The organism is Nonomuraea mangrovi, assembly GCF_042681425.1.
GTDB lineage: Bacteria > Actinomycetota > Actinomycetes > Streptosporangiales > Streptosporangiaceae > Nonomuraea > Nonomuraea mangrovi.
Map to the genome: position 1 here is coordinate 164,921 of NZ_JBHUFV010000050.1, position 14,622 is coordinate 179,542.

17 protein-coding genes are annotated in these 14,622 nt (G+C 71.2%); 7 read left to right on the forward strand and 10 right to left on the reverse strand.

Features of this window, described 5'->3' with window-relative positions; all coding sequences use genetic code 11:
• Positions 1-103: 103 nt before the first annotated feature.
• Both ACFSKW_RS33415 and ACFSKW_RS33420 read left to right on the forward strand, forming a co-directional pair.
• Positions 104-1,009 (forward strand): glucosyl-3-phosphoglycerate synthase, encoded by a 906-nt coding sequence (locus ACFSKW_RS33415; RefSeq protein ID WP_379576608.1) that lies wholly within the window; start codon positions 104-106, stop codon positions 1,007-1,009.
• Positions 1,006-2,151, forward strand: a complete 1,146-nt coding sequence (locus ACFSKW_RS33420) for a glycosyltransferase (protein WP_379576610.1) — start codon at positions 1,006-1,008, stop codon at positions 2,149-2,151. Before ACFSKW_RS33415 ends, ACFSKW_RS33420 begins: the two co-directional genes overlap by 4 nt.
• Here the strand turns inward: ACFSKW_RS33420 and ACFSKW_RS33425 are convergent.
• Both ACFSKW_RS33425 and ACFSKW_RS33430 read right to left on the reverse strand, forming a co-directional pair.
• A complete protein-coding gene (locus ACFSKW_RS33425) occupies positions 2,111-4,450 on the reverse strand; it encodes an ABC transporter permease (protein WP_379576915.1) in 2,340 nt (779 codons plus the stop codon). The genes ACFSKW_RS33420 and ACFSKW_RS33425 overlap by 41 nt on opposite strands.
• Positions 4,450-5,181 (reverse strand): ABC transporter ATP-binding protein, encoded by a 732-nt coding sequence (locus ACFSKW_RS33430; protein ID WP_379576612.1) that lies wholly within the window; start codon positions 5,179-5,181, stop codon positions 4,450-4,452. The genes ACFSKW_RS33425 and ACFSKW_RS33430 overlap by 1 nt, the downstream gene beginning before the upstream one ends.
• A 98-nt stretch (positions 5,182-5,279) precedes the next feature.
• Here ACFSKW_RS33430 and ACFSKW_RS33435 point away from each other — a divergent pair, with 98 nt between their 5' ends.
• The gene (locus ACFSKW_RS33435) at positions 5,280-5,888 is read left to right on the forward strand and encodes a response regulator transcription factor (protein ID WP_379576614.1); all 609 of its coding nucleotides are present in this window, start codon (positions 5,280-5,282) and stop codon (positions 5,886-5,888) included.
• 3 nt (positions 5,889-5,891) lie between these two features.
• Here the strand turns inward: ACFSKW_RS33435 and ACFSKW_RS33440 are convergent, their stop codons facing one another.
• Both ACFSKW_RS33440 and ACFSKW_RS33445 read right to left on the reverse strand, forming a co-directional pair.
• Positions 5,892-7,898 (reverse strand): sensor histidine kinase, encoded by a 2,007-nt coding sequence (locus ACFSKW_RS33440; protein WP_379576615.1) that lies wholly within the window; start codon positions 7,896-7,898, stop codon positions 5,892-5,894.
• A gap of 9 nt (positions 7,899-7,907) precedes the next feature.
• On the reverse strand, positions 7,908-8,705 hold the full coding sequence (locus ACFSKW_RS33445) for a universal stress protein (RefSeq protein ID WP_379576617.1): 798 nt from the start codon (positions 8,703-8,705) through the stop codon (positions 7,908-7,910).
• 73 nt (positions 8,706-8,778) lie between these two features.
• Between ACFSKW_RS33445 and ACFSKW_RS33450 the strand changes: the two genes are divergently transcribed.
• Both ACFSKW_RS33450 and ACFSKW_RS33455 read left to right on the forward strand, forming a co-directional pair.
• Positions 8,779-9,096 (forward strand): hypothetical protein, encoded by a 318-nt coding sequence (locus ACFSKW_RS33450; RefSeq protein ID WP_379576619.1) that lies wholly within the window; start codon positions 8,779-8,781, stop codon positions 9,094-9,096.
• 87 nt (positions 9,097-9,183) lie between these two features.
• Positions 9,184-9,762, forward strand: coding sequence for a phosphatase PAP2 family protein (locus ACFSKW_RS33455; protein ID WP_379576620.1), 579 nt, complete (start codon positions 9,184-9,186; stop codon positions 9,760-9,762).
• On the opposite strand, the gene pip is transcribed toward ACFSKW_RS33455, so the two are convergent.
• Positions 9,686-10,657 carry a prolyl aminopeptidase gene (gene pip, locus ACFSKW_RS33460; RefSeq protein WP_379576622.1) on the reverse strand — a complete coding sequence of 324 codons (972 nt, stop codon included), beginning with the start codon at positions 10,655-10,657 and terminating at the stop codon, positions 9,686-9,688. The two genes, ACFSKW_RS33455 and pip, sit on opposite strands and share 77 nt — an antisense overlap.
• A 103-nt stretch (positions 10,658-10,760) precedes the next feature.
• On the opposite strand from pip, the gene ACFSKW_RS33465 reads away from it, so the two are divergent.
• Positions 10,761-11,657 (forward strand): threonine ammonia-lyase, encoded by an 897-nt coding sequence (locus ACFSKW_RS33465; protein WP_379576623.1) that lies wholly within the window; start codon positions 10,761-10,763, stop codon positions 11,655-11,657.
• Here ACFSKW_RS33465 and ACFSKW_RS33470 read toward each other — a convergent pair.
• The 5 genes from ACFSKW_RS33470 to ACFSKW_RS33490 all read right to left on the reverse strand — a co-directional run bounded on the left by ACFSKW_RS33470 (position 11,654) and on the right by ACFSKW_RS33490 (position 14,189).
• On the reverse strand, positions 11,654-12,241 hold the full coding sequence (locus ACFSKW_RS33470; RefSeq protein ID WP_379576625.1) for a hypothetical protein: 588 nt from the start codon (positions 12,239-12,241) through the stop codon (positions 11,654-11,656). The genes ACFSKW_RS33465 and ACFSKW_RS33470 overlap by 4 nt on opposite strands.
• 31 nt (positions 12,242-12,272) lie before the next feature.
• Positions 12,273-12,695: a large conductance mechanosensitive channel protein MscL gene (mscL, locus tag ACFSKW_RS33475; protein ID WP_379576627.1), complete on the reverse strand. Its 423-nt coding sequence runs from the start codon at positions 12,693-12,695 to the stop codon at positions 12,273-12,275.
• Positions 12,696-12,731: 36 nt separating this feature from the next.
• On the reverse strand, positions 12,732-12,920 hold the full coding sequence (locus tag ACFSKW_RS33480) for a DUF397 domain-containing protein (protein ID WP_379576629.1): 189 nt from the start codon (positions 12,918-12,920) through the stop codon (positions 12,732-12,734).
• 97 nt (positions 12,921-13,017) lie between these two features.
• A complete protein-coding gene (locus ACFSKW_RS33485; RefSeq protein WP_379576631.1) occupies positions 13,018-13,209 on the reverse strand; it encodes a DUF397 domain-containing protein in 192 nt (63 codons plus the stop codon).
• Between the two features lie 125 nt (positions 13,210-13,334).
• Complete coding sequence (locus ACFSKW_RS33490) at positions 13,335-14,189, reverse strand: helix-turn-helix domain-containing protein (protein ID WP_379576633.1); 855 nt, start codon at positions 14,187-14,189, stop codon at positions 13,335-13,337.
• Between the two features lie 120 nt (positions 14,190-14,309).
• On the opposite strand from ACFSKW_RS33490, the gene ACFSKW_RS33495 reads away from it, so the two are divergent.
• On the forward strand, positions 14,310-14,588 hold the full coding sequence (locus tag ACFSKW_RS33495; protein ID WP_379576635.1) for a hypothetical protein: 279 nt from the start codon (positions 14,310-14,312) through the stop codon (positions 14,586-14,588).
• The last annotated feature ends 34 nt before the right edge of the window (positions 14,589-14,622 follow it).

Here is a 14,622-nt window from a genome sequence, read left to right on the forward strand (position 1 = left end):
AATGGCATATGCCTCATCTGCGGTCGAGCAAACAACGACGTTCGAATCGCTATGAAAAGGGCAGTTCTGCCATTCATGACGTCATCAGATCGGGGCAGACTGCATGGAACCAGGTACCAGCACCGCCGCCGACTGGCCGCTTGACGCGTTGCGTCTGGCCAAGGGCGGCACGACCGTCAGTGTGGTGCTTCCCGCGCGAGACGAGGAGCGCACGGTCGGCGCGATCGTCTCGGCGATCCGCGACGACCTGTCCGGACTGGTCGACGAGATCCTTGTCGTCGACTCCCGCTCCACCGACGCCACGGCCGCCCGCGCGGCCAAGGCGGGAGCCAGGGTCGTCCGCCAGGACGACGTGTTGCCCCAGCTGCCGCCGCTGTCGGGCAAGGGGGAGGCGCTGTGGAAGGGCCTGGCCGCCAGCCATGGCGACCTGGTCGTCTACATCGATTCCGACCTGCGCAACTTCGGCTCCCACTTCGTCTCGGGGCTGCTCGGGCCGCTGCTGGCCGACCCAGGGACGCAGTTCGTGAAGGGCGCCTACGAACGGCCCCTGCGCGGACGTCGGGGCGAGGGAGGGCGGGTCACCGAACTGGTGGCGCGGCCGCTGCTCAACCTGTTCTGGCCCGAGCTGGCCGGGTTCGCCCAGCCGCTCGGCGGCGAGTACGCCGCCAGAAGGTCGGTGCTGGAGCGGGTGCCGTTCGTCACCGAGTACGGCGTCGAGTTCGGCCTGCTCGTCGATCTCCTCGAGCTGATCGGCATGGACGCCATGGCCCAGGTGGACCTCGGCTCTCGTGAGCACTCCCATCAGAGCACGGCCGCCCTCGGCAGGATGGCGGGGCAGATCCTGCTCACCGCCTGGTCGCGGCTGGAGCGCCAGGGCAGGATCGTCGCCTCGGAGCCGCCTGCGACACTCCTGCGCCAGTTCAATCCCGACACCGTCACCGACGTGTCCGTCGCCGAGCGGCCACCGCTCGCGTCCCTGATCAAGGTCATGGAGGAGGACGTGGCATGAAGATCCTGGTGAACGCAGGACCGTGGTTGCCGATCCCGCCCTCGGGCTACGGCGGGATCGAGAACGTCGTCGCCACTCTCGTGCCCGCCCTCCGCTCGCGCGGCGTGCACGTCGTACTCGCCTCGGTGGGTTCCAGCGGCATCGAGGCCGACGAGCTGATCTGGACGTTCCCCGACGGGCAGTTCGGGGATCTGCAGAAGCCGTACAACCAGGTCATGGGCCTGGCCCACGCGCACCAGGCGCGCGTGCTCGACGAGTTGCGCGGCCGCGACGACATCGACCTGGTCCACGACCACCTGGAGGTCGTGGGTCCCGCGACGCTGTCGGCCTTCGGCGGCCCGCCCGTCCTGCACACCCTGCACTGGGACCTGCGCAAGCATCCGGCCTTCTACGGCGCCTTCCCGCCGGGGATCGCGGTCAACGGGGTCTCCGGCTCGCAGCTGGCCCGCGCGCCCTCCGCCCTGCGCGCGGCCTCGCTCGGCGCGGTCCACCTGGCCACGCCGCTGGCCGATGAGGAGCCGGCCGGGGGAGGCGGCGAGCAGGTCGTGGTCATGGGCAGGGTGTGCGCGCTCAAGGGCCAGCACCTGGCGGCGCGGGTGTGCCAGAAGCTCGGCCTGCCGCTGGTGATGGCGGGCCCGGTGAGCGGCCTGAACACCCCCGCCGAGCTGGAGGCCGTCCTGCAGGACCCCGACCATCCGCTGCACGGCCACCCCGACGTCCGCTACCACCACGACCAGGTCGCCCCCTACCTGGACGGCGACCTGGTCCGCTGGATCGGCGGCGTCGGCGGGAGCGACAGGGACGAGCTCTACGCCTCGGCGAAGGCCGCCCTGTTCCCCATCCAGTGGGACGAGCCCGGCGGCACCGCCGTGGTCGAGGCCCTCGCCCTCGGCGTGCCACCGGTCGGCCTGCGGCGCGGCTGCATGCCCGAGCTCGTCGACCACGGCCGCACCGGCTGGCTCGCCGACACCGAGGAGGAACTGGCCGAGCTGCTGCTGCGGGTCGACGAGATCGATCCGGAGGAGTGCCGCCGCGAGGCCCGCGCACGCTTCTCCCCGTCGGTCATGGCCGAGCGCTACCTGGAGCTGTACGGCCAGGCTGTCACTCGCGGGCGCCGATCGCCTCGGCGGGCGGCCGGCTGAGGGCGAACCTCGCGGGGATCGCGGTGGCCAGCAGCGCGAGCGTCGCGGCCGCGGCGATCACCGCCAGGTAGGTCAGCGGCGGCACGGACGGCATCGCCGATCCCGTCATCCCCGTGCTGAAGGCCGTCAGGGTGATCAGCGCAGCGGCGCTGCCGAGGACCGTCGACACGAGCACGGCGGCCAGGCTCTCCGCCCGCAGCATGCGCAGGACCTGCCGCCTGGTGGTGCCGACCAGGCGCAGCAGCGCCAGCTCGCGGGTGCGGGCCGCGGTCGACATGGCCAGCGTGTTGACCACGGCGATCGCGCAGAAGGCGACGATCAGGCCCATGGCGACGTAGGCCACCGCCGGGTTGGAGCCGCTCACCTCGGCGGGCAGCCGGGCGCCGAACCGCTCCAGCGTGGCCGGGTCGCCTCCGGCGACCAGGATGCGGCCGCGCGGATCGTCGACGTGTCCCGCGACGAGGGCGTGGGAGAGGGTGAGGTCGCCGAAGCCGAGACCCCTGCCGTAGACGGCGGCGACGGTCAGCTCGGCCGGGGTGCCGTCGCCGAGCGTGAGGGCGAGAACGGAGCCCACCGAGAGGCCCAGGCGCCCGGCGGCCGTCGTGCTGACCGCGACCGACCTCTCGTCCAGCTTCTGGAGCGAGCCGGCCACGACGCCCAGGTCCATGGTCTTCTCCAGGCCCTCGGTGGTGACGGCCTGCGCGGTGTACCTGTCCAGGTCGATCCTGACCGAGGTGCGCAGCACCTCGGTGACGGCCACGACGCCCGGCAGCTCGCGGACGGCGGCGGCGGAGATGCCGGACCCGAGCACGTGGCCGGCCCTGACGCCCGCCGCGGCCTGCTCGCGGGCGGCGTTCTCCATGGTGGTCTGGCTGAACAGGATCGTGCAGGTCATCGCGATCAGCAGGCTCAGCGGGGTGACGACGGCGGCCATGCGCCTGGTGTTCGCGCGCAGGTTCGCCGCGGACAGGAACCCGCCCGCGCCGGGGGTGCGCAGGGGAAGCGCGGTCACGAACCTGGCGATCACCGGGCCGAGCAGCGCGATGGCGATCGTCCACACCAGAGCGGTGAGCTGGGTGACAGGGGCCGAGGCCGACTCGGTGTCGAGGGTCGAGACCAGGATCGTCAGCACCACGCCGCCTGCCAGGGCGAGCACGCCCGCCACCACGCGCGCCATGGGCAGCCCGCCGCTCTGCAAGGCCGCCTCGCCGAGCGCCTCCACCGGCCTGATCCTGGCCGTGCGGCGGGCCGAGACCAGTGCCGCCGCCCACGCCGCGCCCACGGTGGCCGCCATCGCGGCGAGGGGCGGGAACGGGCTGACGACGAGCTGCAGATTGGCGGGCATCGCCCCCGTCGCGACGAACCTGGTGCGCAGCCAGAGGCCGAGCAGGACGCCCACGCCCGAGCCGAGCACGCCCGCGCCCGCGCTGACGAGCAGCGCCTCGCCGCCGAGCAGCTTGCGGATCTGCCGGGGGGTGGCCGCGATCGCCCTCAGCATGGCCAGCTCGCGCTGGCGCTGCTGGACAGACAGCGCGAGGGTGCCGACCACGACGAGCACCGACACCAGCAGCGAGGTGCCGCCGAGCGCGCCGCCCAGGCTGACCAGCGTCGTCCGGGCCTTCTCCGCCCCGAGGAACTCCACCGCGCCGCGCTCGTCGCCGGTGTAGGCGAACGCGCCCTTCACCTGGCCGCCGAAGGAGGGGAAGACGCCGATCGCGCTCACCATCCCCTTCCTGCCGGCCAGGCGCCGCGCCTCGGCGGTGGTGAAGAAGACGGTGTCCTGGCTGGGCAGGGCCTGCGCGGTGACGCCGACCACGCGGTAGGCCCGCCCGGAGGCCTCCAGCGTGGCTCCGGCGAAGCGCGCGTCCACGACGACCTCGTCGTCGGCCCTGGGCGCACGCCCCTTGGCGAGCGTGAACGGCGTGAGCGCCGCCGACTCCCATCCGTGCCCGAGCGCGTGCCCGACGGGGAAGGTCACCTCGGTCACGACCTTCTCGACGCCGGGCGCCCTCTTCAGCTCGGCGGCGATGGAGGCGGGGATCCAGCGCCGCTCGGACAGCGGCTTGGCCTTGGTCTTGACGTCGCCGTCGTCGTCACGGGTGGTCTGACGGTCGAACCGGTCACCGGCGACGATCACCGGCGCGCCCGCGTACCGCTCGGCCGCGACCCCGCCCCGAAGGCCGGTCTCCAGCAGCATCCCGCAGGCGGTCACCAGCGCCGCCGCGCAGAGCAGGGCCACGAACGCGCCCGCGAACCCCGCCTTGCGGTGCCGCAACGTCCTGATCGCGAAGGAGATCATCACTTCCACGCCCCCAGCCTGGTCATCCGCTCGGCCACCTTGTCGGCGGTCGGGGCGGCCATCGAGTCCACGATCCTGCCGTCGGCCAGGAACAGCACGGTGTCGGCGTAGGAGGCGGCCACCGGGTCGTGGGTGACCATCACCACGGTCTGCCCCAGAGAGGAGACCACCTCGCGCAGCAGCGTCAGCACGTCACGGGCGGTCATGGTGTCGAGCGCGCCCGTCGGCTCGTCGCCGAACACCACCTCCGGTCTGGTCACCAGCGCCCTGGCGATGGCCACGCGCTGCTGCTGACCGCCCGACAGCTGGGCGGGCCGGTGTCCCGTCCGGCCCTCGAGGCCGACCCGGCGCACGATCTCGGCGAGCCACGCCTGATCCGCCTTCACCCCCGCCAGGCGCAGCGGCAGCGTGATGTTCTCGATCACCGTGAGCGCCGAGACCAGGTTGAAGGACTGGAAGACGAAGCCGACGCGCTGCCTGCGCAGTTCGGTCAGCGCCGTCTCGTTCATGCGGGCCAGCTCGGTGTCGCCGAGCCGTACCGAACCGGAGGAGGGCACGTCCAGGCCCGCCGCGCAGTGCAGGAACGTGCTCTTGCCCGAGCCCGACGGGCCCATCACGGCGGTGAAGGTGCCGCGCGGGATACCCACCGACACCTCGCGCAGGGCCGCCACCGCTCCTTGCCCCCTGCCGTAGATCTTGCTCACCGCGTCCAACCGCACCACGTCTGTCATGGGGAACAGCCTGCTGACCTGAGGATTCATCGGCCAGAGACGCCGTCATGAGCCGGGTATGACGTCGTCATGATCCGGACACTGGTAGACATATCCCTGTGATTCGTGTGCTTTTGGCCGAGGACCAGCACGTCATCAGGGGCGCCCTGGTCGCGCTGCTCGGCCTCGAAGAGGACATCGAGGTCGTCGCCGCCGTCGAGTCGGGCGACGCCGTCCTCGCCGCCGCGCTGGCGCACCGGCCGGACGTCGCGGTCCTCGACATCGACATGCCCGGCACGATCGACGGCCTGGAGGCGGCGGGCGAGCTGCGCGCCAAGCTCCCCGCCTGCCGCACGCTCATGCTCACCGCGTACGGCAAGCCCGGCCACCTGCGGCGCGCGCTGGGCGCGCAGGTCGACGGGTTCGTGCTGAAGACCGCGCCGCCCGAGGAGCTGACCGCGGCGATCCGCAAGGTGGCAGGGGGACAGCGGGTGCTGGATCCCTCTCTCGCGGTCACCGCGTGGGACCTGGCCGACAACCCGCTCACCCCGCGCGAGGCCGACGTGCTGCGCATGGCGGCCGGCGGGGCGGAGGCGCCGGAGATCGCGGCCCAGCTGTACCTGAGCGCGGGAACCGTGCGCAACTACCTGACCACGATCGTCGCCAAGCTCAACGCCCGCAACCGCACCGACGCCGCGCGCATCGCCAGGGAGTCGGGCTGGATCTGACGGTCAGCCGGCCCTGACGGGAACCCACGCCAGGGTGGGCGCCTGCGCGACCAGCTCGAACCAGCCGTCCTCGTGGCAGGTGGTGAGGCGTCCGTCCAGCGCGGCCAGCCTCGTGGTGAGGTTGCCGAGCCCTGACGAGCCGCGCCGCCGCTCCGGCGACGCGGTCCGCACGCCGTCGTTGCGGACGCGCAGCCGTACGACGCCGTCCTCGTGGGCGGTCTCGATCAGGCACCGGCGGGCCGAGCTGTGCCTGAGCACGTTCGTCACCGACTCCCTGAGCGCGGTGCTCAGCACGGTCTCCACCTGCTCGCCGAGGTCGCCGTGGTCCAGGTCGAGGGTGACCTCGATGGCGGCGGCGGCCAGCACCGAGCGCGCCGACTCCGCCTCGGCCGCCAGCGACATCGTCAGGTCACCGCCGGAGACCGCCCGCAGGTCGGCCTCTGCCCGCTCGACCATCGTCAGCACGTCGTCGAGCTCGGCCCTGGCCCGCTCGGGGTCCAGACGGCGGGCCAGCTCGCACTTGAGCAGGATCGCCGCCAGGTTGTGGCCGAGCAGGTCGTGCAGGTCGCGGGCGGCCCTGAGGCGTTCCTCGACCACCGCGGCACGTGCCAGGCCGTGGCGCGAGTCCTGCAGCTCCTTGATCACCTGCGCCAGCCTGACCAGGCCGTAGACGACCAGGCCGGTGACCACCGTGCTCACCGCGTAGTTGACGGTCAGCGCCACGGGCAGGGCCAGCAGCACGCCCGCGACCGCGACGCTCGCCACCACGGCGGCCACCAGCGGCAGCGCCAGCGCCCACGGGAAGGCGAGCAGGACAGGCCCCGCGAGGAACCCGGCGACTCCCAGCCACGCCCTGCCGAAGAAGGGGATGGGCGCGTACGTCAGCAGCGCCATGACCCCGAGGGCGACCATGTGGCGGCCGGTCACCGAGCGCAGCTGCATGACGAAGATCACGGCGAGGATCGCGGCCGCCGCCCACACCGGCTCCGCCAGCAACAGCGCCTTCAGCGAGAACCCCGCGAGGACGGTGGCCAGCAGCGCGACGGACAGCGCGTACGCCCCCCTGTCGTGCTCCGGCTCGGCGGAAGGGCGCGTGTCCGGCAGCACGGCCTCGACGGTCAGCCTGCCTTCGGCGGTCAGCTCCGCGGTGAGCGTGCCGCCCGCCGTCTCCACCTGCGGCAGCAACGCGCCCATGCTCTCGTCGTCGGCGGTGCGTGCGCCGTCGTTGGTGACGCGCAGCCGTATCCTGCCCTCCTCGGCGGAGGTCTCGATGAGGCAGATGGTGGCGGCGCGCCGCCGGACGACCTCGGTCACGGCCTCGCGGAGCAGCGCCGCCAGCAGGGCGCCCGCGGGACCGAGCGGCTCGGTGTGCCCCATGCGGACCTCGACCGCCACTCCCTCCGCGGCCAGCATCGCCCTGGCGGTGGTGATCTCGGGCGTCAGCGACATCGCCCGGTAGCCGGACGCGGCCGACCTGGCGTCGGCCAGCGCCTTCCGTGCCGTGGCGACGTCGGGGCTGCCCGTGCGTGCGCCCGCGGCGATCACCGTCAGCGCCTTGCCCAGCCCCTCGTTCAGCTCGGCGGCGATGCGCAGCCGCTCCTCGGCGGTCGCGGACATCGCGAGGGCGAGCCTGGTGGCGTGGACCTCGTCGACCCGCTCGGTCAGCCGGGTCAGGCCGTAGATGACCAGCGAGATCAGCACCGCGCTGATCGTGGCGTCCGCCGTGCCGAGCGCGGCGGCGCTCACCGCGACACCGGCCGCCAGCGGCCACAGCGGCGTGAGCAGCAGCGAGCCGCCCACGAAGCCGAGGATGCCGACCGAGCTGCCCGCGACCAGCACCGAGGCGTAGGCCGCGACCGTCACGACGACCGGCTGCCACCACCCGCGCCGGACCGTGAAAAGCGCCTGCGCGCCGAACACCACCAGCGCCAGCGGGGAGCCGGCCACCAGGTAGATGCTCGCGAAGCTCCCGAGCACCACGAAGACGATCACTCGGGCTCTGTGCGGCACGCCAGCAGCTTAGGAGAAGCCCCTCGGCAGCACGGCGACGGGGCAGGCCGACGCCTTCAGCGCCTTCATCGCCACCTCGCCGAGGAACACCCTGTGCGGCTGGGCGTCCTCGCTGGCCGCGCAGATCAGGAGGTCGCCCGGCGGCCACTCCACGCTGGCCAGCGCGGCGGCCACATCGTGCCCCTCCGCCGTCTCGGCCTCCGCCTCGATGCCGGTGCTCTCCCATGCCAGCCGTACGGCCAGCGCCAGGTCGTCACGCAGCCGCCCCGCGTCCTCGGTGCGCAGGTCGAAGGTGATGAGCCGCATGGGCACGCCGAGCCGCAGCGCGGCCTGCGCCACCCGCTCGACCGCCTCGTCGGCCTGCGGCCTGTGCACGTAGGCCAGCGTCAGGCGGCTCGGCGCCTCCGGCGGTTCGTAGCCCGCGGGCGCGAGCATGACCGCCTCGGGCGCCAGGTGCAGGAGGTGGTCTCCCGTGCTGCCGATCGCGATGCGGCCGCGCTGCCCGCCCTGGGCCGAGCCCACCACGATCAGGTCCGCCCTGATCCTGCTGGCCAGCACCGACAGGCCCCTGCCCGAACCGCGGCTCTCGAAGGCCAGGTACTCGGCGGGGACCTCGCCGAGCGCCTCCGCCGCGTGCGCGAGATTGGCCTGGGCCTCGACGGCGAGCCCGGGACTGCCAGGGGGATAGATCGTGGCCACGGTCAGCTCCCCGCCGGTGACCCGCGTGATGGCGGCCCCGAGCGCGAGAGCGTCATGTCCACCCGGGTCGTTCGTGTATCCGACGACGACGTGCTCTCCGATCACCATGCGCCCGTACCCCGCTTGACCTGGGAATATTCGTGTTACGCCGGGGGTTGTGGGTAAGGGGGCTACTGAGAAGGTGAGGACGACGAAGATCACGCTTGACACCTGTTTCAACGGCGCTCTCGGCCCGGTCACGCTACGCGAGGCGGTGCGCAGGCTGAGAGCGAGAGAGCTGGCCTGCACCGTCGAACCCGAACTGGTCGAAGGCAAGGTCAACGTGTTCTGCGACTGCGTCGAGCGCGGTTTCACGCCGCTCCGCAGCGAGATCATGGCCGCCTACTACGTGGCGGAACGCGACGCGACGATCGAGGCCTACGACCGAGGCCTCATCACCGAAGGCGAGCTCAGGCAGAAATACCTCGATCTCGACCGTTTGGTGCTGACACGGGCCTGAGATCGACCGAAAGGTCGAGGCGAACCGGTCGTGATCCCTCTACGGTGACATGTTCATCGATCCTTCACCGATTGGACATGACGCCACGTGTACGGGGACATCGTCGGCTTCGCCATGAGCACGCCCGCATGGGTGCACGCCCTCGCCGAGACCGGCACGGACGCAGGTCTCCTGCTGTTCGCCGCGCTCTTCGCCCTGTCCGTCTGGCGGTCGAGAGCGGCTTCCGATCGCGACCTGGCCCTCACACTCGCGGGCCCCGTCGCGGTGGTCGGCGCCTACGCCCTCAGCGAGGGCGTCAAGCTCCTCATCAGGGAGGAACGGCCGTGCAGGGGAGGGATCGCCACCATCGCGGCATGCCCGCCTGTCGGTGACTGGTCCTTCCCCAGCAACCACTCCGTGATCGCCGCCGCCTCGGCGGGCGCGCTGGTCCTGGCCTGGCGGCGGCTGGCCTGGCTGGTGCTGCCGCTGGCCGCGTTGATGGCCTTCTCCCGGGTGTTCGTGGGGGTCCACTACCCCCACGACGTCGCGATCGGCTACCTGTTCGGCGTGCTCATGGCACCCCTCCTGGCGTTGATGACGGTCGGCGCCTTCACTCCTGTCGTACGGCGGGCCCGCGAAAGGAGTCCGTGGTTTCGACCAGCCGAGCCGCGATCCCGGGCTCGGTGAAGGCGTGTCCCGCGTCGTCGACGACGTGGAAGTCCGCCTCGGGCCACGCCTTGTGCAGGTCCCACGCGGTAGCCATCGGCGTGCAGGCGTCGTAGCGGCCCTGCACGATGACCGCGGGGATGTGCCTGATCTTGTCCACGTCGCGGATGAGCTGGCCCGGCTCGAAGAATCCGCCGTTGACGAAGTAGTGGTTCTCGATCCTGGCGAAGGAGACGGCCTTGGCCGGCTCCTCGAACTCGGCGACGTGCTCGGGATCGGGCAGCAGCGTGATCGTGGCCGCCTCCCACTGCGCCCAGGCGCGGGCGGCGGCCACCCGCACCTCGTCGTCGGCGCTGCCGAGCCGCCGCGAGAACGCGGCGATCAGGTCGCCACGCTCCTCCTCGGGAATGGGCGCCAGGTACGACTCCCACAGGTCGGGGAAGAGGAACGACGCGCCCTCCTGGTAGAACCAGCGCAGCTCGTGCTTCCTGAGCGTGAAGATGCCGCGCAGGATCAGCTCGCTCACCCTGTCGGGGTGGGTCTGCGCGTAGGCGAGCGCGAGCGCGCTGCCCCACGACCCGCCGAACACCTGCCACACGTCGATCCCGAGATGCTCGCGCAGCCGTTCGATGTCGCGCACGAGGTTCCAGGTGGTGTTGGCCGCCAGTGACACGCCGGGGTCGCTCGCGTGCGGCCTGCTGCGGCCGCAGTTGCGCTGGTCGAACAGCACGATCCGGTACGCCTCGGGGTCCCACTGGCGGCGGTGCTTGGCCGAGCAGCCGCTGCCGGGCCCGCCGTGGAGCATGACCGCGGGCTTGCCTTCGGGATTGCCGCAGACCTCCCAGTAGATCTCGTCGCCGTGGCCGACGTCGAGCATTCCGGAGTCGTAGGGCTCAATGGCTGGATAGAGGCTCATGGACTCCTGTCTTACCGGAACCGGCCGGTCGCGGCGAACGACCGCGTGATCTCGCCGCCGTCGCCGGGCGTCCCCTGGCGCGCGCGGCGAGGACAATGGGCTCATGGAGCTCGTCTCGATCGATGACATCCGAGCCGCCGCCGACCGCGTCGCGCCCCATGTGCTGCGCACCCCGCTCATCCAGGCCGACGACCTCTGGGTCAAGCCGGAGAGTCTCCAGCGCGTGGGCTCCTTCAAGATCCGGGGAGCGACCAACGCGGTCGCCGTCCTCGACCCCCAGGGCGTGGTCACCCACTCCTCCGGCAACCACGGGCAGGCCCTCGCCTACGCCGCCCGGCTCAAGGGCATCCCGTGCGTCGTGGTCGTCCCCGAGGGCGCCCCGAAGGTCAAGACCGACGCGATCTGGGCGTGGGGAGCCGAGCTGGTCGTCGTCCCCCCGGCACAGCGGGTGGTCGCGGCGGAGAAGCTCGCCGCCGAGCGCGGGCTGACGCTGGTCCCGCCGTACGACCATCCGGCGGTCATCGCGGGCCAGGGCACCATCGGGCTGGAGGTCATGGCGGACCTGCCCGGCGTCGAGGTCGTCCTCGTCCCGGTGAGCGGGGGCGGCCTGATCTCGGGGATCGCGTCGGCGGTCAAGGCCCTCGACCCCTCCGTGCGGGTGATCGGCGTCGAACCCGAGCTCGCCGCCGACGCGGCGGAGAGCGTGGCCGCGGGGCGGCGCGTCACGTGGGAGCCGGAGCGGACCTTTCGCACCATCGCCGACGGGCTTCGCGCGGACCTGTCCGAGCTGACGTTCGCGCACGTAAGGGCGCGGGTGGACGCCATCGTGACCGTCACGGAGGACGAGATCCGCGACGCGATGCGCTATCTGGCCGCCCGCGCGCGGCTGGTGGCCGAGCCGAGCGGGGCGGTCGCGACCGCGGCCTACCTGGCGGGCAGGACGGCACCCGGCCGTACGGTGGCCATCCTGTCGGGCGGCAACCTCGATCCGTCGGCCTAGTCGGAGGTCCACTCGAAGCGGTCGAGGAAGCCGCGCTCGCCCCTGGCGTACTCGTCGAAGGCCCGCCGCACCTCTTCCAGGCGGGTCACGAGCGTCGTGCGGAGCGTGCCCTCCTTGTACTCCAGCTCGTAACCCGGCGAGACCTGGATGAAGTGGTGGCCGAAGGTCACCAGGACGGCGAAGGGGTTCTGCGGGGACAGCGTGCCGAGCACGTCACGCACGAGCCCCAGGTCGGGGTTGACGACCATCATGCCGTCGCCGGTGTGCAGCTGGGTCGCGGGGTCGACGCCGAGCGGCGACAGGTTGTGCACGAGGTCGCGCTGGGGGTCGTAGCAGACCAGGCCGTGCTGCCTGGCCAGGGCGAACGCGGCGTTGGACACCTCGTCGAGCTCCTCGGGCGCCATGGTGATCAACGCGTGTCCCGGATAGGAGACGGCGTGGCCCGGCAACTCCTTGACCAGGGCCGCGACCTCGGCCACCTCGGACTCGGCAGGACGGTCGGCACGGGCCGCCCGGTAGGCGGCCGCGGCCTGCTCCCTGGTGATCGGCTCGCTCTCGCGCCAGACCATCAACTCCACGCTCATGCCCCTATCTTGCAGGGCCCGCCCGGTCGGCTCAGACCTGGGGCTTCTCGGAGTCGGGGACGAGCTCGACCGTGCAGTGCGCGCACCGCCTGGCCTCGGCGGGGATCTCGCTGAGGCATTCGGGGCACTGCTTCACCGTGGCCGCCTTGTCGCCCTCGAACAGGCCGATCAGCCTGGTCATCGGCATCACGATCAGCCAGTAGACCACCGCCGCGATGATCAGGAAGCTGATCAGGTGGTTGAGGAAGTCGCCGTACTTGAACTCGCTGCCGTTGACGGTGAAGGAGTACTGCGCGAAGTCGGGTTCCCTGCCGCCGGTGACGGCCCCGATCAACGGCGTGACGAGGTCGGCGACCAGCGCCTGCACGAGCCCGCTGAACGTCGCGCCGACGATGACGGCGACGGCGAGCTCGACGATGTTGCCCCGCAGTAAGAACTTCTTGAATCCACCCATGGCGGACGCACATTGCCATGGGGGAGCGACGCAAACCTAGATGCCGTCGAAACGGCCCTGTTTTACGGCGTCGCGGAAGCTCTCCCACTCCTGGAGCGAGAATCGCAGAACGGCCCCGTCGGCATCCTTGCCGTCGCGAATGAGGACCCTGTCGGCGTGCTTGGCCACCTGAACGCATTGACCGTTGTTGCAGGAATGCCAGGACAGATTCTGGGGGGAGCTCATGCGCTACCTCTCAGCGGTTGCCTGCAGGATGTCGTGCGCAGGGCAATCGTAACCCGGAGGTATCTCGCGAAGGGCGCGAGAGACGCACGTGTGGCGCTCAGTCGCGCTTGACGCGAATGACGAACTCGTGCCATTCCTGTGCGGAGAACCGCAGGACAGGGCCGTCGGCCTGCTTGTTGTCGCGCACGCCTATCTGCGCCCCGGGCAACGCGGCGACCTCGACGCAACTGCCGTTGTTGCAGTGCGGGGAGGACTTCCACCGGGGCTCGGCCTGGCGCGGTGACGTCATCTTGTCTCTCCTGGAGACTCGAAGTGGGACGGGTGAACCATCCGTCGTCACCTGCCAGGTGCGCGGTGTGGTTCCCGAATCGTAACTCGCTCTGGCACTTGCCGAAGGTAATTTCCGGCCCTAATTCATGGAGTGAAGTACCGAATGCCATCCTCTATCCGGATGGCGGAGTCCTGAGGGCTCAGTGCCACGGCGCGCAGATAGTTGAGCACCTCCCGGAACCGGTCGAGCTGGGCGGGCTTCTCGATGTAGAAGGTGCCGGCGAGCGTCTCCATGTAGACGGTGTCGCGGATCTCGGTGTCGTTGGCGAACTCCATGAGCCTGAAGGCGGCGTCGAATCCCATGTGCGCGCCCGCGCTGTACGGGATCACCTGGACCGTGAGGTTGGGCAGGTCGGCCCGCTCTCTCAGCCGGACCAGCTGTCCGCGCATGACCTCGCGCCCGCCCACGTGGCGGTGCAGGGCCGACTCGTCGAGCAGCACCCAGTAGCGGGGGGCCTGGGCCTTCGACAGGATCTCCTGGCGCTTCATCCTGACCCGAAGGCGCTCCTCCAGCACCTCGGGATCGATGAGCGGAAGGTAGCCGCGGATGACGGCGCGCGTGTAGTCGGGGGTCTGCAGCAGGCCGGGGACGGTCGTCGTCTCGTACTCGGAGATCGCGACGGCCTCGCTCTCCAGCCCGACCAGCGGGCGGAAGTCGACGTCCTCGGCCTTCAGCCACCACTCGTCCTGCCTGGACTCCCTGGCCAGGACCATGAGCCGCTCGACCTCGCCGGCGTCGGTCAGGCCGTACATGGCGCACAGGTCGCGCACGTCCCGCAGGCTCGCCCTGCGGCGCGCGGTCTCCAGCCTGCTGATCTTCGCGGGGGAGCAGAGCAGGCGCTCGGCGACGTCGGCGATGCTCAACCCCGACTCCTGGCGCAGCTCCCGCAGGCGCTTGGCCAGCTGCCGCTGGCGGAGGGTGGAGTTGGCGCTCTCCATGCGGTGATCGTACCTCCCGAGGAAGATTGCCGGAGGCACGTGAGATAGGTAAACGTCACCGGCATATTCCTTTGGCAATTGCCAAAGCGGGTAAATCCGCGACAAAGAACGGAGTGCCCGATGGAGATCAGCGATCTGAACCTCAGGGCGGCGATGACCTCGCCGTTCAGGAACCTGTTCGAACTGCTCGACATCTGGACGTTCGCCCGGTGGGACAGGAGGGCCGAGGCGCAGGGATGGACGGTGGTCAAGCCCCAGCCGCTGGTCCACGTCTACCGCCACTCCGGCTTCGCCTCCATGGTCACGTGCGGCGGCTGCGGCGGGGAAGGAGTCACCAGAAAGGGCGCGTGCCACACCTGCCTGGGTTCGGGCAGGCAGCGGCCCGAACCCGATCGATGACGGGCGCGGGGTTATCGGTGGCTTCTGAGCGGGC

What these genes read in the sequence shown, in the direction of transcription:
- ACFSKW_RS33445 (WP_379576617.1), bottom strand. Translation starts at nt 8,705, where the DNA reads ATGGTGATCGGAGAGCACGTCGTCGTCGGATACACGAACGACCCGGGT.
- ACFSKW_RS33415 (WP_379576608.1), top strand. Translation starts at nt 104, where the DNA reads ATGGAACCAGGTACCAGCACCGCCGCCGACTGGCCGCTTGACGCGTTG.
- ACFSKW_RS33490 (WP_379576633.1), bottom strand. Translation starts at nt 14,189, where the DNA reads ATGGAGAGCGCCAACTCCACCCTCCGCCAGCGGCAGCTGGCCAAGCGC.
- ACFSKW_RS33420 (WP_379576610.1), top strand. Translation starts at nt 1,006, where the DNA reads ATGAAGATCCTGGTGAACGCAGGACCGTGGTTGCCGATCCCGCCCTCG.
- pip (WP_379576622.1), bottom strand. Translation starts at nt 10,657, where the DNA reads ATGAGCCTCTATCCAGCCATTGAGCCCTACGACTCCGGAATGCTCGAC.
- ACFSKW_RS33470 (WP_379576625.1), bottom strand. Translation starts at nt 12,241, where the DNA reads ATGAGCGTGGAGTTGATGGTCTGGCGCGAGAGCGAGCCGATCACCAGG.
- ACFSKW_RS33465 (WP_379576623.1), top strand. Translation starts at nt 10,761, where the DNA reads ATGGAGCTCGTCTCGATCGATGACATCCGAGCCGCCGCCGACCGCGTC.
- ACFSKW_RS33495 (WP_379576635.1), top strand. Translation starts at nt 14,310, where the DNA reads ATGGAGATCAGCGATCTGAACCTCAGGGCGGCGATGACCTCGCCGTTC.
- ACFSKW_RS33430 (WP_379576612.1), bottom strand. Translation starts at nt 5,181, where the DNA reads ATGACAGACGTGGTGCGGTTGGACGCGGTGAGCAAGATCTACGGCAGG.
- ACFSKW_RS33485 (WP_379576631.1), bottom strand. Translation starts at nt 13,209, where the DNA reads ATGACGTCACCGCGCCAGGCCGAGCCCCGGTGGAAGTCCTCCCCGCAC.
- mscL (WP_379576627.1), bottom strand. Translation starts at nt 12,695, where the DNA reads ATGGGTGGATTCAAGAAGTTCTTACTGCGGGGCAACATCGTCGAGCTC.
- ACFSKW_RS33425 (WP_379576915.1), bottom strand. Translation starts at nt 4,450, where the DNA reads ATGATCTCCTTCGCGATCAGGACGTTGCGGCACCGCAAGGCGGGGTTC.
- ACFSKW_RS33480 (WP_379576629.1), bottom strand. Translation starts at nt 12,920, where the DNA reads ATGAGCTCCCCCCAGAATCTGTCCTGGCATTCCTGCAACAACGGTCAA.